Consider the following 14,105-nt stretch of genomic DNA (forward strand, 5'->3'; position numbering starts at 1 on the left):
AAGGAGCTCGGCTATCGGGGCCACTACTCGTCAAAGTCGCGGTGCTACAGCGTCACCTATCGGACATTGCGCCGGCGTCGGGCTCGGTTCCAGCAAGTCATGCAGGAAGAGACTGAGAGGGCCCAGCGCTCGGGGAAGCCCGTCGACGTCGAGGCAATCGAGCGGGCTCTCTTGGTTGAGGAGGACGAGTCCGAGACCTCGGTGGTCATCGGCATGTGGGAGTTCGTCGGCGTCGGGTGGTCCAACGAGGGCGAGGTCGAGATCGCCACGGCTGCAGCAGCTCGGGCTAGGGAGTACGCCCAGGTGCGAGCCGAGACGCGGAACTAGCCGAACAAGGGGAAGGTGAAGAGGATGAGTGCGGTTGAGCAGGATCTGGAGATGCCGGTCTATCTGACGACGGCGGAGCTGGCGAAGGTGACGAAGGTGGACCGATCGACGTTGTCGCGATGGCGCCAGCGCGGGGAAGGGCCTCGAGTGACGTGGTTGTCCTCGACGTGCCCGCGCTACCGGTGGGAGGACGTGGAGGACTGGCTGCGGAAGTCGGCGGCGTGAGATGACGGTCATCAAACGCAACGGGCGCTACTACGCGAAGTTGAAGTCCGGTCGCGAGTTCCTTGCCGGGCGAACCTTCGACACCCAGCGGGAGGCCAAAGCATGGCTGGCGCGCGAGCGTGCAGCCCTGGACGGGGGAGTGGACCCTCGAGCCGGGCGTGAACGGATGCGCGATGCCGTGCAGCGGTGGCTGGAGATCAGACGAACCACCGTCGCGGTCAAGACGCATCGGGCCGACAAGGACGTTGCCCGGTTGACGCCGCCGAGCCTGCTGGCGCTGCACCTCTCGGCCATCTCTGAGCGGGAGGTGAGCCGGGTCTTTGTGCAGCTGCTCGCCTCTGGCCTGGTCGAGTCATCGGTCGTGCGCTACCGGGSGAGCCTGTCCGCGTTCTTCGGGTGGTGCGTGCGGGAGAAGTTGATCGGCCAGAACCCGGTGACTCGGGTAAAGGTGCCCAAGGGCTCCGAGGAGCGCACCGAGATGCATCCCTTCACTGAGGATGAGCTCTGGGAGGTCTACGAGGCGTGCCGGTTGCGCAACGAGCGTCTGGCCAGCATTGTTCTCGTCCTGGGCTGGACCGGCCTGCGGTGGGGCGAGGCGCGAGCGATGACCGTCGGTGATGTCGTCGAGGTGCCCACTCCCGGTCTGATGGTCCGCCGCTCGAGGTCGGAGGGGATCGGCGTGAAGTCGACGAAGGGTCGGCGGTGGCGTCGGGTCCCGGTGCCTGACGGCATCCTCCCGTTCGTGCAGGACCTGGCCGATGGCAAGGCGAAGGGGGATCCGCTCTTCACCACCGATGCCGGCGGGCTGCTGAACCGTACGGCGGTGATCCGCACCCTCGACTGGAAGAAGACCGGCCACGGACGACGTCTGCATGACCTGAGGCACACGGCGGCGTGCCTGTGGCTTGCTCGAGGAGTCGACCTCGGGACGGTCCAGGCGTGGATGGGGCACGAGTCGGCGGCCACCACGAATCGGTACCTGCACTTCCTTGGAACGGCAGCCGATCGAGCAGGTCTCGACCGCCTGAATCTCGAGTGGGGGTACCAGGGGGGTACCAATGTCGAGGTGGACGGGGACCTGTCGTGACTGCTTTTGCCGTAGAACCGACGAAGCCCCCCGAGTTACCGGGGGGCTTGCGTGGAGCCGCCTGTCGGAATCGAACCGACGACCTTCTCATTACGAGTGAGACGCTCTAGCCGACTGAGCTAAGGCGGCGTGCGCCCGAGGACGCGAGGCACGAGTATACGGATCCGAGCCCGTGCGACGTAATCGACCCGGCTCAGGAGGCAGCGTCCTCCGCGGCAGGGGTCGCGATGCGCTCCAGGACGACCTCGGCGATGGTCTCGGGGTGGGTCTCCATGAGCCAGTGGCCGGTCTTCAGCTCGCGGGTGATCGCCAGCTCCGGCCGGTCGCCGGCTCGACGGCGCATCTCCTCGACCGTGTAGCTCGTCGACGCCTCGGCGAAGGCGGCGTCCTTGGTGCCCCACACGTATGCGGTGGGGATGACGCGGCGGTGCACGCTGCGGCGACGAGCCCCCTTCGCCCGGCGCTTGCGCCACATCAGGGTGGGGGAGAGGGCCGCCCGGTACCAGGCGAAGGTGCCCTCGGCGGCACCCGGCGTCTTCAACCGGCGAGCGTCGTACGCGGCGCGCTCGCGCGGCATGCCGATCTTCTCCAGGATCTGCTGGGCGAAGAGCCGGAAGAACAGCACCGGCAGCACCGGCAGCGCGAAGAGCGCCATGTACCAGCTGTGCTTGTGCTGCTCTCGGACGCGGAACCCGTGCGCCATCCCGGCGGGGCTCGGCGTCGACAGCACGGTCAGGGTCGCGACGCGCTCCGGCTGGCGTGCGGCGATCGCCCAGGCCAACGCTCCGCCCCAGTCGTGCCCGACGATGTGCGCCCGCTCGGCGCCGACCTCGTCGAGCAGCGCGACGACATCGGCGACCATCTGGGTGATCTCGTAGTCGAGGTGGTTGCCGGGACGGGCGCCGGGGGAGTAACCCCGCAGGTCGGGCGCGATGACCCGCACGCCGGTGGCGGTGAGCAGCGGCGTCACCCTGTCCCAGGCCGTCCGGTCCTGCGGCCACCCGTGCAGCAGGACAACGAGGTCCGCGCCCTCGGGACCGGAGTCGTCGACGTCGAAGGTCAGGCCGTCATGGGAGTAGTAGCGCACGACTCGAACCGTAGTTCATGTGTGCGGTTGGATTGGGGTGTGACCCCGCAGCGCTTCGTCTTCCACCACGAGTGGTCCCTGCCCGGACCGGCTGAGCCGGTCATCGACGCGCTCGCCGACATCGAGCACTACCCGCGGTGGTGGCCCCAGGTTCGATCGGTGGAGTCGCTCGATGTCATGTCCGGGCGGGCCCGGATCCGCAGCCTGCTGCCGGTCACCCTGCATCTCGTCCTCACCCGCGAGATCGAGGACCGCGAAGGGGGCCACCTGCGTGTTGCCCTCGACGGTGACCTCAGCGGGTGGGCCCAGTGGTCGGTCGCCACGAGCGGGGAGATGACGACGGCGACCTTCGACCAAGAGGTGAGGGTCGCCGCCCGGTTGTCCCGGGCGGCGACCCTCGCGCCTGCTGTCCTGCGAGCCAACCACGCGTGGATGATGCGGCAGGGCCGCCACGGGTTGGCTCAGGAGATCACTCGCTGTCGCTGAGCGGGTTCTCCTTGGTCGCGAGCTCGTCGCGTGCCCGGGCAGCGGCGGCCTTGATGTCTTCCTCCGAGTGGGTCACGTCCTTCTGGGGCGTGTGACCGGCCGGCATGTTCCAGCGGGCAGTGCTCATGCCATTGGCCTTGGCGCGCTCGATGGCCTCGCGGACGGTCTGCTCGGCCTCCTCGCGGCCGACCCAGTGGGCGCCCTCGACGGACTTGCCGGGCTCGAGGTCCTTGTAGGTCTCGAAGAAGTGCTGGATCTCGAGGCGGTCGAACTCGCTGATGTCCTCGAGGTCCTTGATGTTCTCCTTGCGCGGGTCACCCGCGGGCACGCACAGGACCTTGTCGTCGCCACCGGCCTCGTCACGCATGTGGAACATGCCGATCGGCCGGGCGCGCACGAGGCAACCGGGCCAGGTCGGCTCGTCGAGGAGGACGAGCACGTCGAGCGGGTCGCCGTCCTCGCCGAGGCTGTCCTCGACATAGCCGTAGTCGCTCGGGTAGGCCATGGAGGTGAAGAGCATGCGGTCGAGGCGGATGCGCCCGGTGGCGTGGTCGACCTCGTACTTGTTCTTCTGGCCCTTCGGGATCTCGATGGTGACGTCGAACTCCACAGGTGTACCTCTTGTCCGTGATGGGTGAACTACTCTCGAGGCCAGTGTTCCACCACCACCGCCAAAACACCGCAGGGGGCCACGCGTGCGACGCGCTCTGATCGCCGTGACCTCTGTCGCAGCCCTGGTCGTCGGCTACGGCGTGGCCGATGCGCATGACCGGGTCCCGGGCGTGCTGACCATCGACGAGGCCGTCTCCGAGCAGGTCCCGCGGCCCGTCGAGCCGTCCGTGGTCCTGCCCCCGGCGTCCAAGAGCGCTCCAGCCCCGACGGAGGTCGGCCTCACCCGCGCCCTGCGCGCGGACGTGCGCAACAAGCAGCTGGGCCCGCGCGTCGGTGTCGTCGTCCGCGACGCGCTGACCGGCGAGACCCTCTACTCCCGGGGCGAGGACCGCCCCCAGACACCCGCCTCGACCGCCAAGCTGCTCACGGCCGCCGCGGTGGCCGAGCGTGCCGATCTCAGCACGACCATGACCACCACGGTCGTGCGTGGCGAGGACGACGAGCTCGTCCTCGTCGCCTCCGGAGACACGATGCTCGCCAAGGGCGCGGGCGATCCGACCAAGGTCGAGGGCCGTGCCGGTCTGGCTGACCTGGCCAAGCAGGTCGCCACCTCCCTGGGGACGAAGGGGGGAGCCCGCCTCTCCCTTCGCCTCGACGCCACGTACGCGGCCGGCGAGCGCTACGCCCCGACCTGGGACATGGCCGACGTCGCGGCCGGCTACACCCAGGGTGTGTCGATGGTGGGACTCGCCGGTGACCGGCCCGAGCCCTTCCGGCCCTCGCCCAGGTTCCCGGAGAAGGCCGTCCTCAAGGCCTTCGCGGCGCAGCTGAAGAAGGCGGGCGTCAAGGTCACCGTCGACGACTCCGCGGCGTCGTGGAAGCAGGCTGCCCCGCAGGGCGCCGAGCAGCTCGGGGCCGTCGAGTCGGCGCCCCTCGGTGACGTGCTCGCACTCGCGCTCGACGACAGCGACAACGCCCTGACCGAGAACGTGGCGCGACAGGCTGCGGTCGCCGACGGCGCGGGCGCCTCCTTCGCCGAGGTGACCGCCTGGGTGAGGGCCACCCTCGAGAGTGCCGGGATCGACCTCACCGGGGTCAGGCTCAAGGACAACTGCGGCCTCAGCTCAGGGCAGCTCGTGCCGGCGCGGGTCACCTCAGATGTCATGCAGCTGGGCATCACCGGATCAGCACGGACGATGAGTCTCGTGCTGTCGGAGCTGCCGATCGCCGGGCTGACCGGGACCTTGCACGAGCGCTTCCAGACCAGTTCCTCGCACGCCGCCGCGGGCATCGCCCGGGCCAAGACCGGCACCCTCACCGGCACCTCGGCGCTGGCCGGGACGACGACGACGCAGGAGGGGCGACTGCTGTCCTTCGTGATCGTCGCCGATCGCGTCCCGTCGACGACGGGCACGCTCGGCGCTCGGGCCGGCCTCGACCAGATCGTCGCCGACCTGACGGCCTGCGGCTGCCGCTGATCAGTCCGCTCGGCGCACTGCCCCCGACATCGCGGGTTGGGCGAAGGGGGTCTGCTCCGTAGTGTGGGCCCGTGACCCAATACGTGGACTGGAAGTTCGCCAAGACCGCAGGCGCGCGGCTCGTCCCGCCCGGGCCCGACGTGAGCCACGACGAGGCAGCCGAGACGGTCGCCGAGATCCGCGAGCTCGCAGCCGCAGCAGTCGCACCCGTCGCGGCCACCTCGCGGCTGACGGCACCCGGGGACGCGCCGGCCCCGCTGGTCGTCGACCGGCCGACGTGGATCGAGGTCAACGCCGACTCCATGGCAGCGCTGCTCGACCCCGCGATGCAGGCCATGGCGAGCCGCAAGAGCAAGGAACCGTGGGGGCCGGCCCAGGCCATCGGGTCCAAGCTCACCGGTGCCGAGGCCGGCGGCATGCTCGCCTTCCTCTCCACCAAGGTCCTGGGGCAGTACGACATCGCGCCCGACGGCACCCCGGCACTCCTGCTCGTCGCGCCCAACATCGTGACGACCGAGCGTGACCTGTCCGTCGTGCCACGAGACTTCCGCTTCTGGGTCTGCCTCCACGAGGAGACCCACCGGGTGCAGTTCACCGCGGTGCCGTGGCTGCGCGGTCACATCATCGACAGTGCCCGGAACCTCGCCGGTGACCTCATGCCGGATGCCGAGTCCCTGAAGTCGCGCCTCGAGCAGATGGCCACCCAGGTGCCCCGCGTGCTCAGCGGCGACGGTCAGGGCCTGGCCGAGCTGGTCATCACCCCCGAGCAGCGTGAGCGCATGGCCGAGGTCACCGCCGTGATGTCCCTCCTCGAGGGCCACGCCGATGTCGTCATGGACGACGTGGGCCCCGATCACGTGCCGACGGTGGCGACCATCCGCGAACGCTTCACCACGCGCCGCAAGGGTGCCGGAGCCGCAGACCGCCTGCTGCGTCGCCTGCTCGGTCTCGAGGCCAAGATGCGCCAGTACCGGGACGGCGCCGTCTTCGTCCGCGAGGTGCAGGACACGGTCGGTGTCGACGGCTTCAACGCCGTCTGGACCTCTCCCGAGACCCTGCCGACCGCCCTCGAGATCACCGAGCCCGCCGCCTGGGTGCGCCGGGTCCACGGCTGAGGTGGGTGCCGGTCACCCCTCCCAGGCCGACTGCCGAAGGGGGGTCCGTGCGGTCCTCGCCGGGCTCCCGGCCGGCTCGCTGGTGCTCGCCGCGGTCAGCGGTGGCACCGACTCCCTGGCCCTCGCGGGGGCACTGGCCGCAGAGGGATCAGCCCACGACGTGACCGTCGGAGCGATCGTCGTCGACCACGGGCTCCAGGAGGAGTCCGCCGACACGGCCGTGCTCGCCGCCCAGCAGTGCGCGGACCTCGGGCTCGCCCCGGTCGCTGTCGTGCAGGCCGTCGTCACGACCTCCGGCGACGGGATGGAGGCCGATGCCCGCGACGCGCGGTACTCCGCGCTCGCCGAGACCGCCGCAGCGATGGGGGAGGAGCACCCCGCCCACGTCGTCCTGCTCGGTCACACCCGTGACGACCAGGCCGAGCAGGTGCTGCTCGGCCTCGCCCGTGGCTCCGGCGCCCGGTCGCTCGCCGGGATGGCGGACCTCGTCGTGCGGGAGGGGACTCCCTTCGTCCGGCCCTTGCTGCACCTGCCCCGCACGACGACCGAGCAGGCCTGCGCGGCATGGGGGCTCGTGGCGTGGGAGGACCCGATGAACTCCGACCGGGCCTACACCCGAGTGCGTGCCCGGCAGGCACTCGCGGCCCTCGAGGAGGATCTCGGTCCGGGACTCGCCGAGGCGTTGGCGCGCAGCGCCGACCTGCTGCGCGACGACGCCGACCTGCTCGACGACCTCGCCGAGCAGGCCCTGCCCGACGACGACCCGGCCGGCATCCCGGTGACGGACCTCGTCGAGCTGGCCCCCGCCCTTCGCTCACGGGTGTGGCGTCGGCTCCTCGTGCGGGCCGGTGCGCCGGCGGGGGCCCTCAGCGCCGCGCACGTCGCCGGCTGCGACCGCCTCGTCACCGACTGGCACGGCCAGGGCCCCCTCCACCTGCCCGGCGACCTGCGGGTGCGTCGAGCCGACCACCGGGTGCACATCGGGCGCACACCTGGTGGACAATGAGACCGGCCCGACCCGACAAAGGAGAGCTGTGGACTCCAAGGACATCCAGGACGACCTCGTCGAGGTCCTCATCACCGAGGACCAGATCCAGGCGAGGCTCGCGGAGCTCGCCACCGAGGTCTGGGAGCACTACCAGGGCAAGGACGTGCTGCTGGTCGGCGTCCTGAAGGGCGCCGTCATGGTGATGGCCGACTTCATGCGCCACCTGCCCGGCTCGGCACCCATGGACTGGATGGCGGTCAGCTCCTACGGCTCCGGGACCAAGTCCTCCGGTGTCGTGCGCATCCTCAAGGACCTCGACACCGACATCAGCGGCAAGCACGTGCTGATCGTCGAGGACATCATCGACTCCGGCCTGACGCTGTCGTGGATCCGCGCCAACCTCGACTCCCGCTCGCCCGCGTCCGTCGAGATCCTCACGCTGCTGCGCAAGCCCGAGGCCGCCAAGGTCGAGATCGACACCCGCTGGGTCGGCTTCGACATCGCCAACGAGTTCGTCGTCGGTTACGGCCTCGACTACGCCGAGGGCTACCGCAACCTGCGCGATGTCGCGACGCTCGCGCCGCACGTGTACTCGTAGGTCGCCACTCGTCGTCGCTCGCCGCTCGTCGTCGCGGTCACGAGCTGCGAACGGCGCTGGGGATGAAGCCCCGCTCGTCGGTCCCCGCCTCGCGTGATCGTGAGGCGGGGCTTCATCCTTGAGTCGCGCCGCCCCGCACCTCGTGCCGCTCCCGTCATGGGTCCCGCGGTCGCGCGCCGCCCCGCACCTCGTGCCCGCCTCAGGTCGGTCACTCGCGTCCGTGGGAACCCGTGGGAACACCTCCGCGCAGGTGGTCGTTGGTCTGGTGACCGCTCGATGCCGGGGTTCAGGTAGTTTCGTCCTGATGTCCCCGCTGTCGCTGGGGTCGCCACGTCGTCGAGTCAGGAAGTCCGGGAAGCCCCGTACCCGTATGAACGCCAAGAAGATCTTCCGCGCACCCGCATTCTGGGCACTGCTGCTCATCGCAGTCTTCGTCCTGATGTTCACGACGCGAAACAGCAACGAGTACTCGCGCGTGGACACGTCTGCCGCCGAAAAGCTCGTGACCACGGGCAAGGTCAAGGACGCCCACTTCACGACCGACAACCTCTTGCAGCTCGACCTCAAGGACGGGGAGACCTACTCCGACGGTGAGTCGGTCAAGGACGCCACGAAGGTCGAGACCGAGTTCATCGACGCGCGGGCAGGTCAGATGCTCAACCTCGTCGAGAAGAACGTCGACGGGGTGCAGAACGACACGGTCGAGACGCCGAGCGTCTGGTCGAGCCTGCTCTTCTCGCTGCTGCCCCTCGTGCTGCTCGTGGGCCTCTTCTGGTTCATCCTCAGCCAGGCCCAGGGCGGCGGCTCCAAGGTCATGCAGTTCGGCAAGTCCAAGGCCAAGCTCGCCAGCAAGGACACCCCCAAGGTGACCTTCAGCGACGTGGCCGGTGCCGACGAGGCCGTCGAGGAGCTGCACGAGATCGTCGAGTTCCTCCGCGAGCCCAGCAAGTTCCTCGCGGTGGGCGCCAAGATCCCCAAGGGCGTGCTGCTCTACGGCCAGCCCGGTACCGGTAAGACCCTGCTGGCGCGCGCCGTCGCGGGCGAGGCCGGCGTGCCCTTCTACTCCATCTCCGGCTCGGACTTCGTCGAGATGTTCGTCGGTGTCGGTGCCAGCCGCGTGCGCGACCTCTTCGAGCAGGCCAAGGCCAACTCCCCGGCGATCATCTTCGTCGACGAGATCGACGCCGTGGGACGTCACCGCGGCGCCGGCATGGGTGGCGGCCACGACGAGCGGGAGCAGACGCTCAACCAGCTGCTCGTCGAGATGGACGGCTTCGACGTCAAGACCAATGTCATCCTCATCGCGGCGACCAACCGCCCCGACATCCTCGACCCGGCGCTGCTGCGCCCGGGCCGCTTCGACCGGCAGATCGCCATCGAGAACCCCGACATGATCGGTCGCCACCGCATCCTCGAGGTGCACGCGGCCGGCAAGCCGATGGCCCCCGGCGTCGACCTGCTCACCGTCGCCCGTCGCACCCCCGGCATGACCGGCGCCGACCTGGCCAATGTCCTCAACGAGGCAGCGCTCCTCACGGCCCGTCTCGACAAGCAGTTCATCGACGACGAGATCCTCGACGAGGCCATCGACCGCGTCATCGCCGGCCCGCAGAAGCGCACCCGGATCATGAGCGCCCAAGAGCGCAAGATCACGGCTTACCACGAGGGTGGGCACGCGCTCGTGGCCGCGGCGATGAACCACACCGCTCCGGTCACGAAGATCACGATCCTCCCGCGTGGCCGCGCTCTCGGCTACACGATGGTCATGCCGCTGGATGACAAGTACTCGACCACGCGCAACGAGATCCTCGACCAGCTCGCCTACGCCCTCGGCGGTCGCGTCGCGGAGGAGATGATCTTCCACGACCCGTCCACCGGTGCGTCCAACGACATCGAGAAGGCCACGGGCATGGCCCGCAAGATGGTCACCGAGTTCGGCATGAGCGAGAAGATCGGTGCGGTCAAGCTCGGCCAGTCCAGCGGCGAGGTCTTCCTCGGCAAGGACATGGGCCACCAGCGCGACTACTCCGAGGAGGTCGCGGGGATCATCGACCACGAGGTCCGACGATTCATCGAGGCCGCCCACGACGAGGCCTGGCACGCGCTCAACGACAACCGCGACGTCCTCGACGCTCTCGTGCTGGAGCTGCTCGAGCACGAGACGCTCAACACCAAGGACCTCGAGGTCGTCTTCGCCGACGTGCGCAAGCGTCCCAAGCGCCCGACGTGGCTGAGCAGCGAGTACCGCACCATCTCCGACATCCCGCCGGTCCTCACACCCGCCGAGCAGGCCGCCATGCGCGCCCGTGACGGCGAGCAGCGCCAGACCGGGGCGTCGCAGGGCGACCCCGGCATCACCGAGGCCATCGACCGCGCCGCCGAAGAGGGCGCGACGATCCCGGCGGACGAGGCGGACGAGCGTCCCGCCACCGAGATCCGTCAGGTCGCACCGGGCGAGGCCGTCGACGGCGACGACCAGGGACGCGGCTGACCGATGGCCGATGTCGACCTGGACCGCATCGAGGCGGCCGTGCGCGAGATCCTGATCGCGGTGGGTGAGGACCCTGACCGCGACGGTCTCGTCGAGACCCCGGCCCGGGTGGCCCGCTCCTACGCCGAGGTCTTCGCCGGGCTGCGGGCCGAGCCGGCCGAGCTGCTCTCGACGACCTTCGACATCGATCACGACGAGCTCGTCATCGTGCGCGACATCGAGCTCTACTCCACCTGCGAGCACCACCTCGTCCCCTTCCACGGGGTGGCGCACGTCGGGTACACCCCGGGGCCGAGCGGCAAGGTGACGGGGCTGTCCAAGCTCGCGCGCCTGGTCGACATGTTTGCCAAGCGACCGCAGGTGCAGGAGCGGCTGACGAGCCAGATCGCCGACGCGCTCGTCGAGCACCTCGACGTCGCCGGCGTCATCGTCGTCGTCGAGGCCGAGCACCTGTGCATGTCGATGCGCGGGGTGCGCAAGCCGGGGGCCAAGACGATCACCTCCGCCGTCCGCGGCCAGCTGCGGGACTCCACCACCCGCGCCGAGGCGATGGCACTGCTCGCCGGGGCCGCTCGGTGACCCACCCGGTCCTCGCACGGATCGCGACTGCCCACGGGCGGCCCGGACCGGTCGTGATGGGGGTCGTCAACGTCACGCCCGACTCCTTCAGCGACGGTGGTCGCTGGATCGAGACCGATGCCGCGATCGCCCACGGTCACCAGCTGGTCGCCGAGGGCGCCACGGTCGTCGACGTCGGCGGGGAGTCCACCAGGCCCGGTGCGCAGCGCCCCTCCGAGGCCGAGGAGCTGCGACGGGTCGTGCCCGTCGTCAAGGCCCTCGCGGCCGACGGCATCGCCGTCTCCGTCGACACCATGCGCGCCCGCGTGGCCGAGGCCGCCCTCGAGGCAGGCGGCGTCATCATCAACGACGTGAGCGGGGGCCTCGCCGACCCGGCGATGCCGGCCCTGGTCGCGGCGAGCGGCGCTCCCTTCGTCGTCATGCACTGGCGAGGTCACGCACATGACATGCAGACCAAGGCCGAGTACGCCGATGTCGTCGCAGAGGTCTGCGCCGAGATGATCGCGCGGGTCGACATGCTGCTGGCAGCAGGAGCCTCGCGGGATCAGCTCGTCCTCGATCCCGGCATCGGATTTGCCAAGACGGCCGAGCACAACTGGCACCTGCTCGCCGGCCTCGAGCGGGTCGTCGACCTCGGGTACCCGGTGCTCCTCGGTACCTCGCGCAAGGGTTTCCTGGGCAGCGTGGGGCGTGCGCCGGGTGAGGAGCGTCCCCTCGACGCCCGGGCCGTCGTCACGGCCGCCACGAGCGCACGAGCGGCCCGCGCCGGCGTGTGGTGCGTCCGCGTGCACGACGTGAGCGCCACGGTCGACGCGATCGACGTCGCCACGGCCCTCGGCGAGGTCCAGCCGTGAGTGACCGGATCAGCCTGCTCGGTGTCCGCGCCCGCGGGTTCCACGGTGTCCTCGCCGACGAGAAGCGCGACGGCCAGGACTTCGTCATCGACGTCGTCCTCCACATCGACCTCCTGCCCGCCGGGACCACCGATGACCTGGCTCTGACGATCAACTACGCGGAGGTCGGCGCCGACGTCGTCCGCCGCATCGAGGGCCCCTCGCTCGACCTGATCGAGTCCCTCGCCGAGCAGGTCGCCGGCGACGCGCTGTCCCGACCCGGCGTGCGCAGCGTCGAGGTCACCGTGCACAAGCCGTCAGCGCCGGTCGGCGTCCCTTTCGGCGATGTCGCGGTCACCATCGAGCGCACCCGGGCCGTCCCGGTCGTCATCGCCCTCGGGGCCAACCTCGGGGACGCGCCCGGCACCCTCCAGCGCGCCATCGACGACCTTGGTGACGCCGTGCAGTCGGTGCGCAGAGCCCCCTTCGTCAGCACGGATCCGGTCGGTGGACCCGACCAGCCGCGATACACCAACACCGTCCTCCTCGCGACGACCGCGCTGGCCCCGCACGAGCTGCTGGCCCGGCTGCACGCCGTCGAGGCGCGTCACGGACGCGTCCGCGAGGTGCGGTGGGGCGCCCGCACGCTCGACCTCGACCTGATCCAGTACGGCGACCCGGCATCGGGCGCCGATGTCGTGAGTGACGACCTGCTGCTCACCCTCCCGCACCCGCGGGCGCACCAACGCGGATTCGTGCTCCAGCCGTGGTCGCGGGTCGATCCCGATGCGGTCCTGCGCGTCGGTGACCGGGTCGTGCCGGTGGTCGAGCTGCTCGCTGGCGTCGACGCGAGCGACATCGAGGACGTCTGATGCTCGACAGGGGACTGAGGTTGTCGACGGTGGCCACAGTGGTCGCCGCAGCCGGGGTGCTCAGCTGGGCCGGTGGTCGCTGGTGGATCGCCGGGGGTCACGCGCCGATGCGTGTCGGGTGGCTGGCCGGCGTGCTGCTGCTGGGCATGGGGCTCGTGGTGGTCGCGGCCGGTCGCCGGATGTGGCGGATGCGCAGAGGGCAGGGCCACGTCGAGCCGCTCGTCGCCGCGCGCGTCCTCGGGCTGGCCCAGGCGAGCGCGCTCACCGGAGCGGTCATCGCCGGGCTGGACCTCGGTCAGGCTCTCGCGCTGGCGCCCGACGCAGGCTTTGCCGGGCGGGGTGGGCTCGCCCTGAGATGGGCGGTCGGCGGAGCCGGGGCGCTGGCACTGGTCGCGGCGGGTCTGCTCGTGCAGTCGTGGTGCCGCCTCGACGACGATGACGACGAGGACCAGTCGCGCTCGGGAGTCAGCTGACCATCTGGTCGGCCCAGACGACCCAGTTGCCTTCGTAGTGACCGCCGCTCAGCGGAGTCCCGGGGTCGCAGGTGATCAGGCGCAGGACCGGCTTGGGGTTGTCCCAGTCCCAGATCGTGTCGTCCTTGGGGACGCCCGTCTTGGGAGCCGCCTCGGAGCGGGTGATCTTGAACTTCACCTGGCTGCCCGAGCCGTAGGTGACGGTGACCAGGTCACCGAGCTTGACGCTCGGCAGGTTCCAGAAGACATCGGGGTTGCCGCCGTGGTTGATGTGCCCGACGAGGATGCTGGCGCCCTTGTGGCCCGGCTTGGGCCAACCCGGCTCGGCATACCAACCTGCGGTGCCGAAGGGGGGAGCCAGCACCTTCTGCGCATCGAGCTTGGTCGGCCCGAGGCTCGCGTCGACGAGCTCGCGTCCGCCCGAGGTCACCTGGACCCGGGTCGGGCTCCCGGGTGGCGCCTGCACCGCGGGTGCAAGAGCGCTCGCGCTCGAGGAGCTGCTCGTGGACGTCGAGGCACTCGTCGAGGACGAGGTCTTCTTCTTCGAGGTCTTCTTCGCAGTCGTCGTCGTCGACGACGGAGTCTGCGAAGTCGGCATGATGCTGCTGGGGGGCACATAGGTGCCGGGCGAGACGGTGGCCTCGTCGTCCTGCTGCGTGGTCCACCAGGTGCCTGCGGCGACGCCACCGCCGAGGAGCACGGCGGTGGCCGCGGCGAGGACCGCCGTCGTAAGGCGGTACCGCTTGCGGTCCCGCCACCGCTGACGGCGCGTCGGTGGGGTCGTCACAGGTGTCCTCCTGGTGCTCGCGAGCGGCTCACGGGGTGGAACGCGCGAAGGGGGCGTGAAGTTCCCC

Annotated in this window: 15 protein-coding genes, 1 tRNA gene and 1 pseudogene; 13 read left to right on the plus strand and 4 right to left on the minus strand. The window is 70.2% G+C overall.

Going from position 1 to position 14,105, the window contains the following annotated elements:
* The 3 genes and pseudogenes from ASG73_RS18630 to ASG73_RS06865 all read left to right on the plus strand — a co-directional run.
* A pseudogene (locus tag ASG73_RS18630) lies at nucleotides 1-327 on the plus strand (replication initiator); the annotation flags it as partial.
* Between the two features lie 24 nt (nucleotides 328-351).
* Nucleotides 352-552 carry a helix-turn-helix transcriptional regulator gene (locus ASG73_RS06860; protein WP_055992909.1) on the plus strand — a complete coding sequence of 67 codons (201 nt, stop codon included), beginning with the start codon at nucleotides 352-354 and terminating at the stop codon, nucleotides 550-552.
* A 1-nt stretch (nucleotide 553) separates the two neighbouring features.
* Nucleotides 554-1,639 carry a tyrosine-type recombinase/integrase gene (locus ASG73_RS06865; RefSeq protein WP_055992912.1) on the plus strand — a complete coding sequence of 362 codons (1,086 nt, stop codon included), beginning with the start codon at nucleotides 554-556 and terminating at the stop codon, nucleotides 1,637-1,639.
* Between the two features lie 52 nt (nucleotides 1,640-1,691).
* Here the strand turns inward: ASG73_RS06865 and ASG73_RS06870 are convergent.
* Nucleotides 1,692-1,768: transfer RNA gene (locus tag ASG73_RS06870), tRNA-Thr, on the minus strand.
* Between the two features lie 64 nt (nucleotides 1,769-1,832).
* Nucleotides 1,833-2,726, minus strand: coding sequence for an alpha/beta fold hydrolase (locus ASG73_RS06875; RefSeq protein ID WP_055992914.1), 894 nt, complete (start codon nucleotides 2,724-2,726; stop codon nucleotides 1,833-1,835).
* A 39-nt stretch (nucleotides 2,727-2,765) separates the two neighbouring features.
* Here ASG73_RS06875 and ASG73_RS06880 point away from each other — a divergent pair, with 39 nt between their 5' ends.
* Nucleotides 2,766-3,212: an SRPBCC family protein gene (locus tag ASG73_RS06880; RefSeq protein WP_055992916.1), complete on the plus strand. Its 447-nt coding sequence runs from the start codon at nucleotides 2,766-2,768 to the stop codon at nucleotides 3,210-3,212.
* On the opposite strand, the gene ASG73_RS06885 is transcribed toward ASG73_RS06880, so the two are convergent.
* The gene (locus ASG73_RS06885) at nucleotides 3,196-3,822 is read right to left on the minus strand and encodes an inorganic diphosphatase (protein WP_055992921.1); all 627 of its coding nucleotides are present in this window, start codon (nucleotides 3,820-3,822) and stop codon (nucleotides 3,196-3,198) included. The genes ASG73_RS06880 and ASG73_RS06885 overlap by 17 nt on opposite strands.
* Before the next feature lie 106 nt (nucleotides 3,823-3,928).
* On the opposite strand from ASG73_RS06885, the gene dacB reads away from it, so the two are divergent.
* From dacB to ASG73_RS06930, 9 genes are all read left to right on the plus strand, one after another.
* Nucleotides 3,929-5,302, plus strand: coding sequence for a D-alanyl-D-alanine carboxypeptidase/D-alanyl-D-alanine endopeptidase (gene dacB / locus ASG73_RS06890; protein ID WP_235499382.1), 1,374 nt, complete (start codon nucleotides 3,929-3,931; stop codon nucleotides 5,300-5,302).
* A 71-nt stretch (nucleotides 5,303-5,373) separates the two neighbouring features.
* Nucleotides 5,374-6,417: a zinc-dependent metalloprotease gene (locus tag ASG73_RS06895; protein WP_055992926.1), complete on the plus strand. Its 1,044-nt coding sequence runs from the start codon at nucleotides 5,374-5,376 to the stop codon at nucleotides 6,415-6,417.
* Nucleotide 6,418: 1 nt separating this feature from the next.
* Nucleotides 6,419-7,423 carry a tRNA lysidine(34) synthetase TilS gene (gene tilS / locus ASG73_RS06900; protein ID WP_055992929.1) on the plus strand — a complete coding sequence of 335 codons (1,005 nt, stop codon included), beginning with the start codon at nucleotides 6,419-6,421 and terminating at the stop codon, nucleotides 7,421-7,423.
* A gap of 28 nt (nucleotides 7,424-7,451) precedes the next feature.
* On the plus strand, nucleotides 7,452-8,003 hold the full coding sequence (hpt, locus tag ASG73_RS06905) for a hypoxanthine phosphoribosyltransferase (protein WP_055992932.1): 552 nt from the start codon (nucleotides 7,452-7,454) through the stop codon (nucleotides 8,001-8,003).
* 370 nt (nucleotides 8,004-8,373) lie between these two features.
* Nucleotides 8,374-10,494, plus strand: a complete 2,121-nt coding sequence (ftsH, locus tag ASG73_RS06910) for an ATP-dependent zinc metalloprotease FtsH (protein ID WP_055992933.1) — start codon at nucleotides 8,374-8,376, stop codon at nucleotides 10,492-10,494.
* A 3-nt stretch (nucleotides 10,495-10,497) separates the two neighbouring features.
* Nucleotides 10,498-11,073: a GTP cyclohydrolase I FolE gene (gene folE / locus ASG73_RS06915; protein ID WP_055992935.1), complete on the plus strand. Its 576-nt coding sequence runs from the start codon at nucleotides 10,498-10,500 to the stop codon at nucleotides 11,071-11,073.
* Entirely contained in the window at nucleotides 11,070-11,927 is an 858-nt protein-coding gene (gene folP, locus ASG73_RS06920) for a dihydropteroate synthase (RefSeq protein ID WP_235499383.1), read from the plus strand. Before folE ends, folP begins: the two co-directional genes overlap by 4 nt.
* Nucleotides 11,924-12,778 (plus strand): 2-amino-4-hydroxy-6-hydroxymethyldihydropteridine diphosphokinase, encoded by an 855-nt coding sequence (gene folK / locus ASG73_RS06925; protein ID WP_055992938.1) that lies wholly within the window; start codon nucleotides 11,924-11,926, stop codon nucleotides 12,776-12,778. Before folP ends, folK begins: the two co-directional genes overlap by 4 nt.
* Nucleotides 12,778-13,251, plus strand: a complete 474-nt coding sequence (locus ASG73_RS06930) for a DUF3180 family protein (protein ID WP_055992942.1) — start codon at nucleotides 12,778-12,780, stop codon at nucleotides 13,249-13,251. Before folK ends, ASG73_RS06930 begins: the two co-directional genes overlap by 1 nt.
* Here ASG73_RS06930 and ASG73_RS17500 read toward each other — a convergent pair.
* Entirely contained in the window at nucleotides 13,244-14,038 is a 795-nt protein-coding gene (locus tag ASG73_RS17500) for a class F sortase (RefSeq protein WP_082567073.1), read from the minus strand. The two genes, ASG73_RS06930 and ASG73_RS17500, sit on opposite strands and share 8 nt — an antisense overlap.
* Nucleotides 14,039-14,105 lie beyond the last annotated feature (67 nt).

The sequence above is a fragment of the Janibacter sp. Soil728 genome (genome assembly GCF_001428305.1).
GTDB lineage: Bacteria > Actinomycetota > Actinomycetes > Actinomycetales > Dermatophilaceae > Janibacter.

Excerpts from the sequence above, each read along its gene's own strand:
- folE (WP_055992935.1), top strand. The coding sequence starts at position 10,498 with ATGGCCGATGTCGACCTGGACCGCATCGAGGCGGCCGTGCGCGAGATC.
- ASG73_RS06860 (WP_055992909.1), top strand. The coding sequence starts at position 352 with ATGAGTGCGGTTGAGCAGGATCTGGAGATGCCGGTCTATCTGACGACG.
- ftsH (WP_055992933.1), top strand. The coding sequence starts at position 8,374 with ATGAACGCCAAGAAGATCTTCCGCGCACCCGCATTCTGGGCACTGCTG.
- ASG73_RS06930 (WP_055992942.1), top strand. The coding sequence starts at position 12,778 with ATGCTCGACAGGGGACTGAGGTTGTCGACGGTGGCCACAGTGGTCGCC.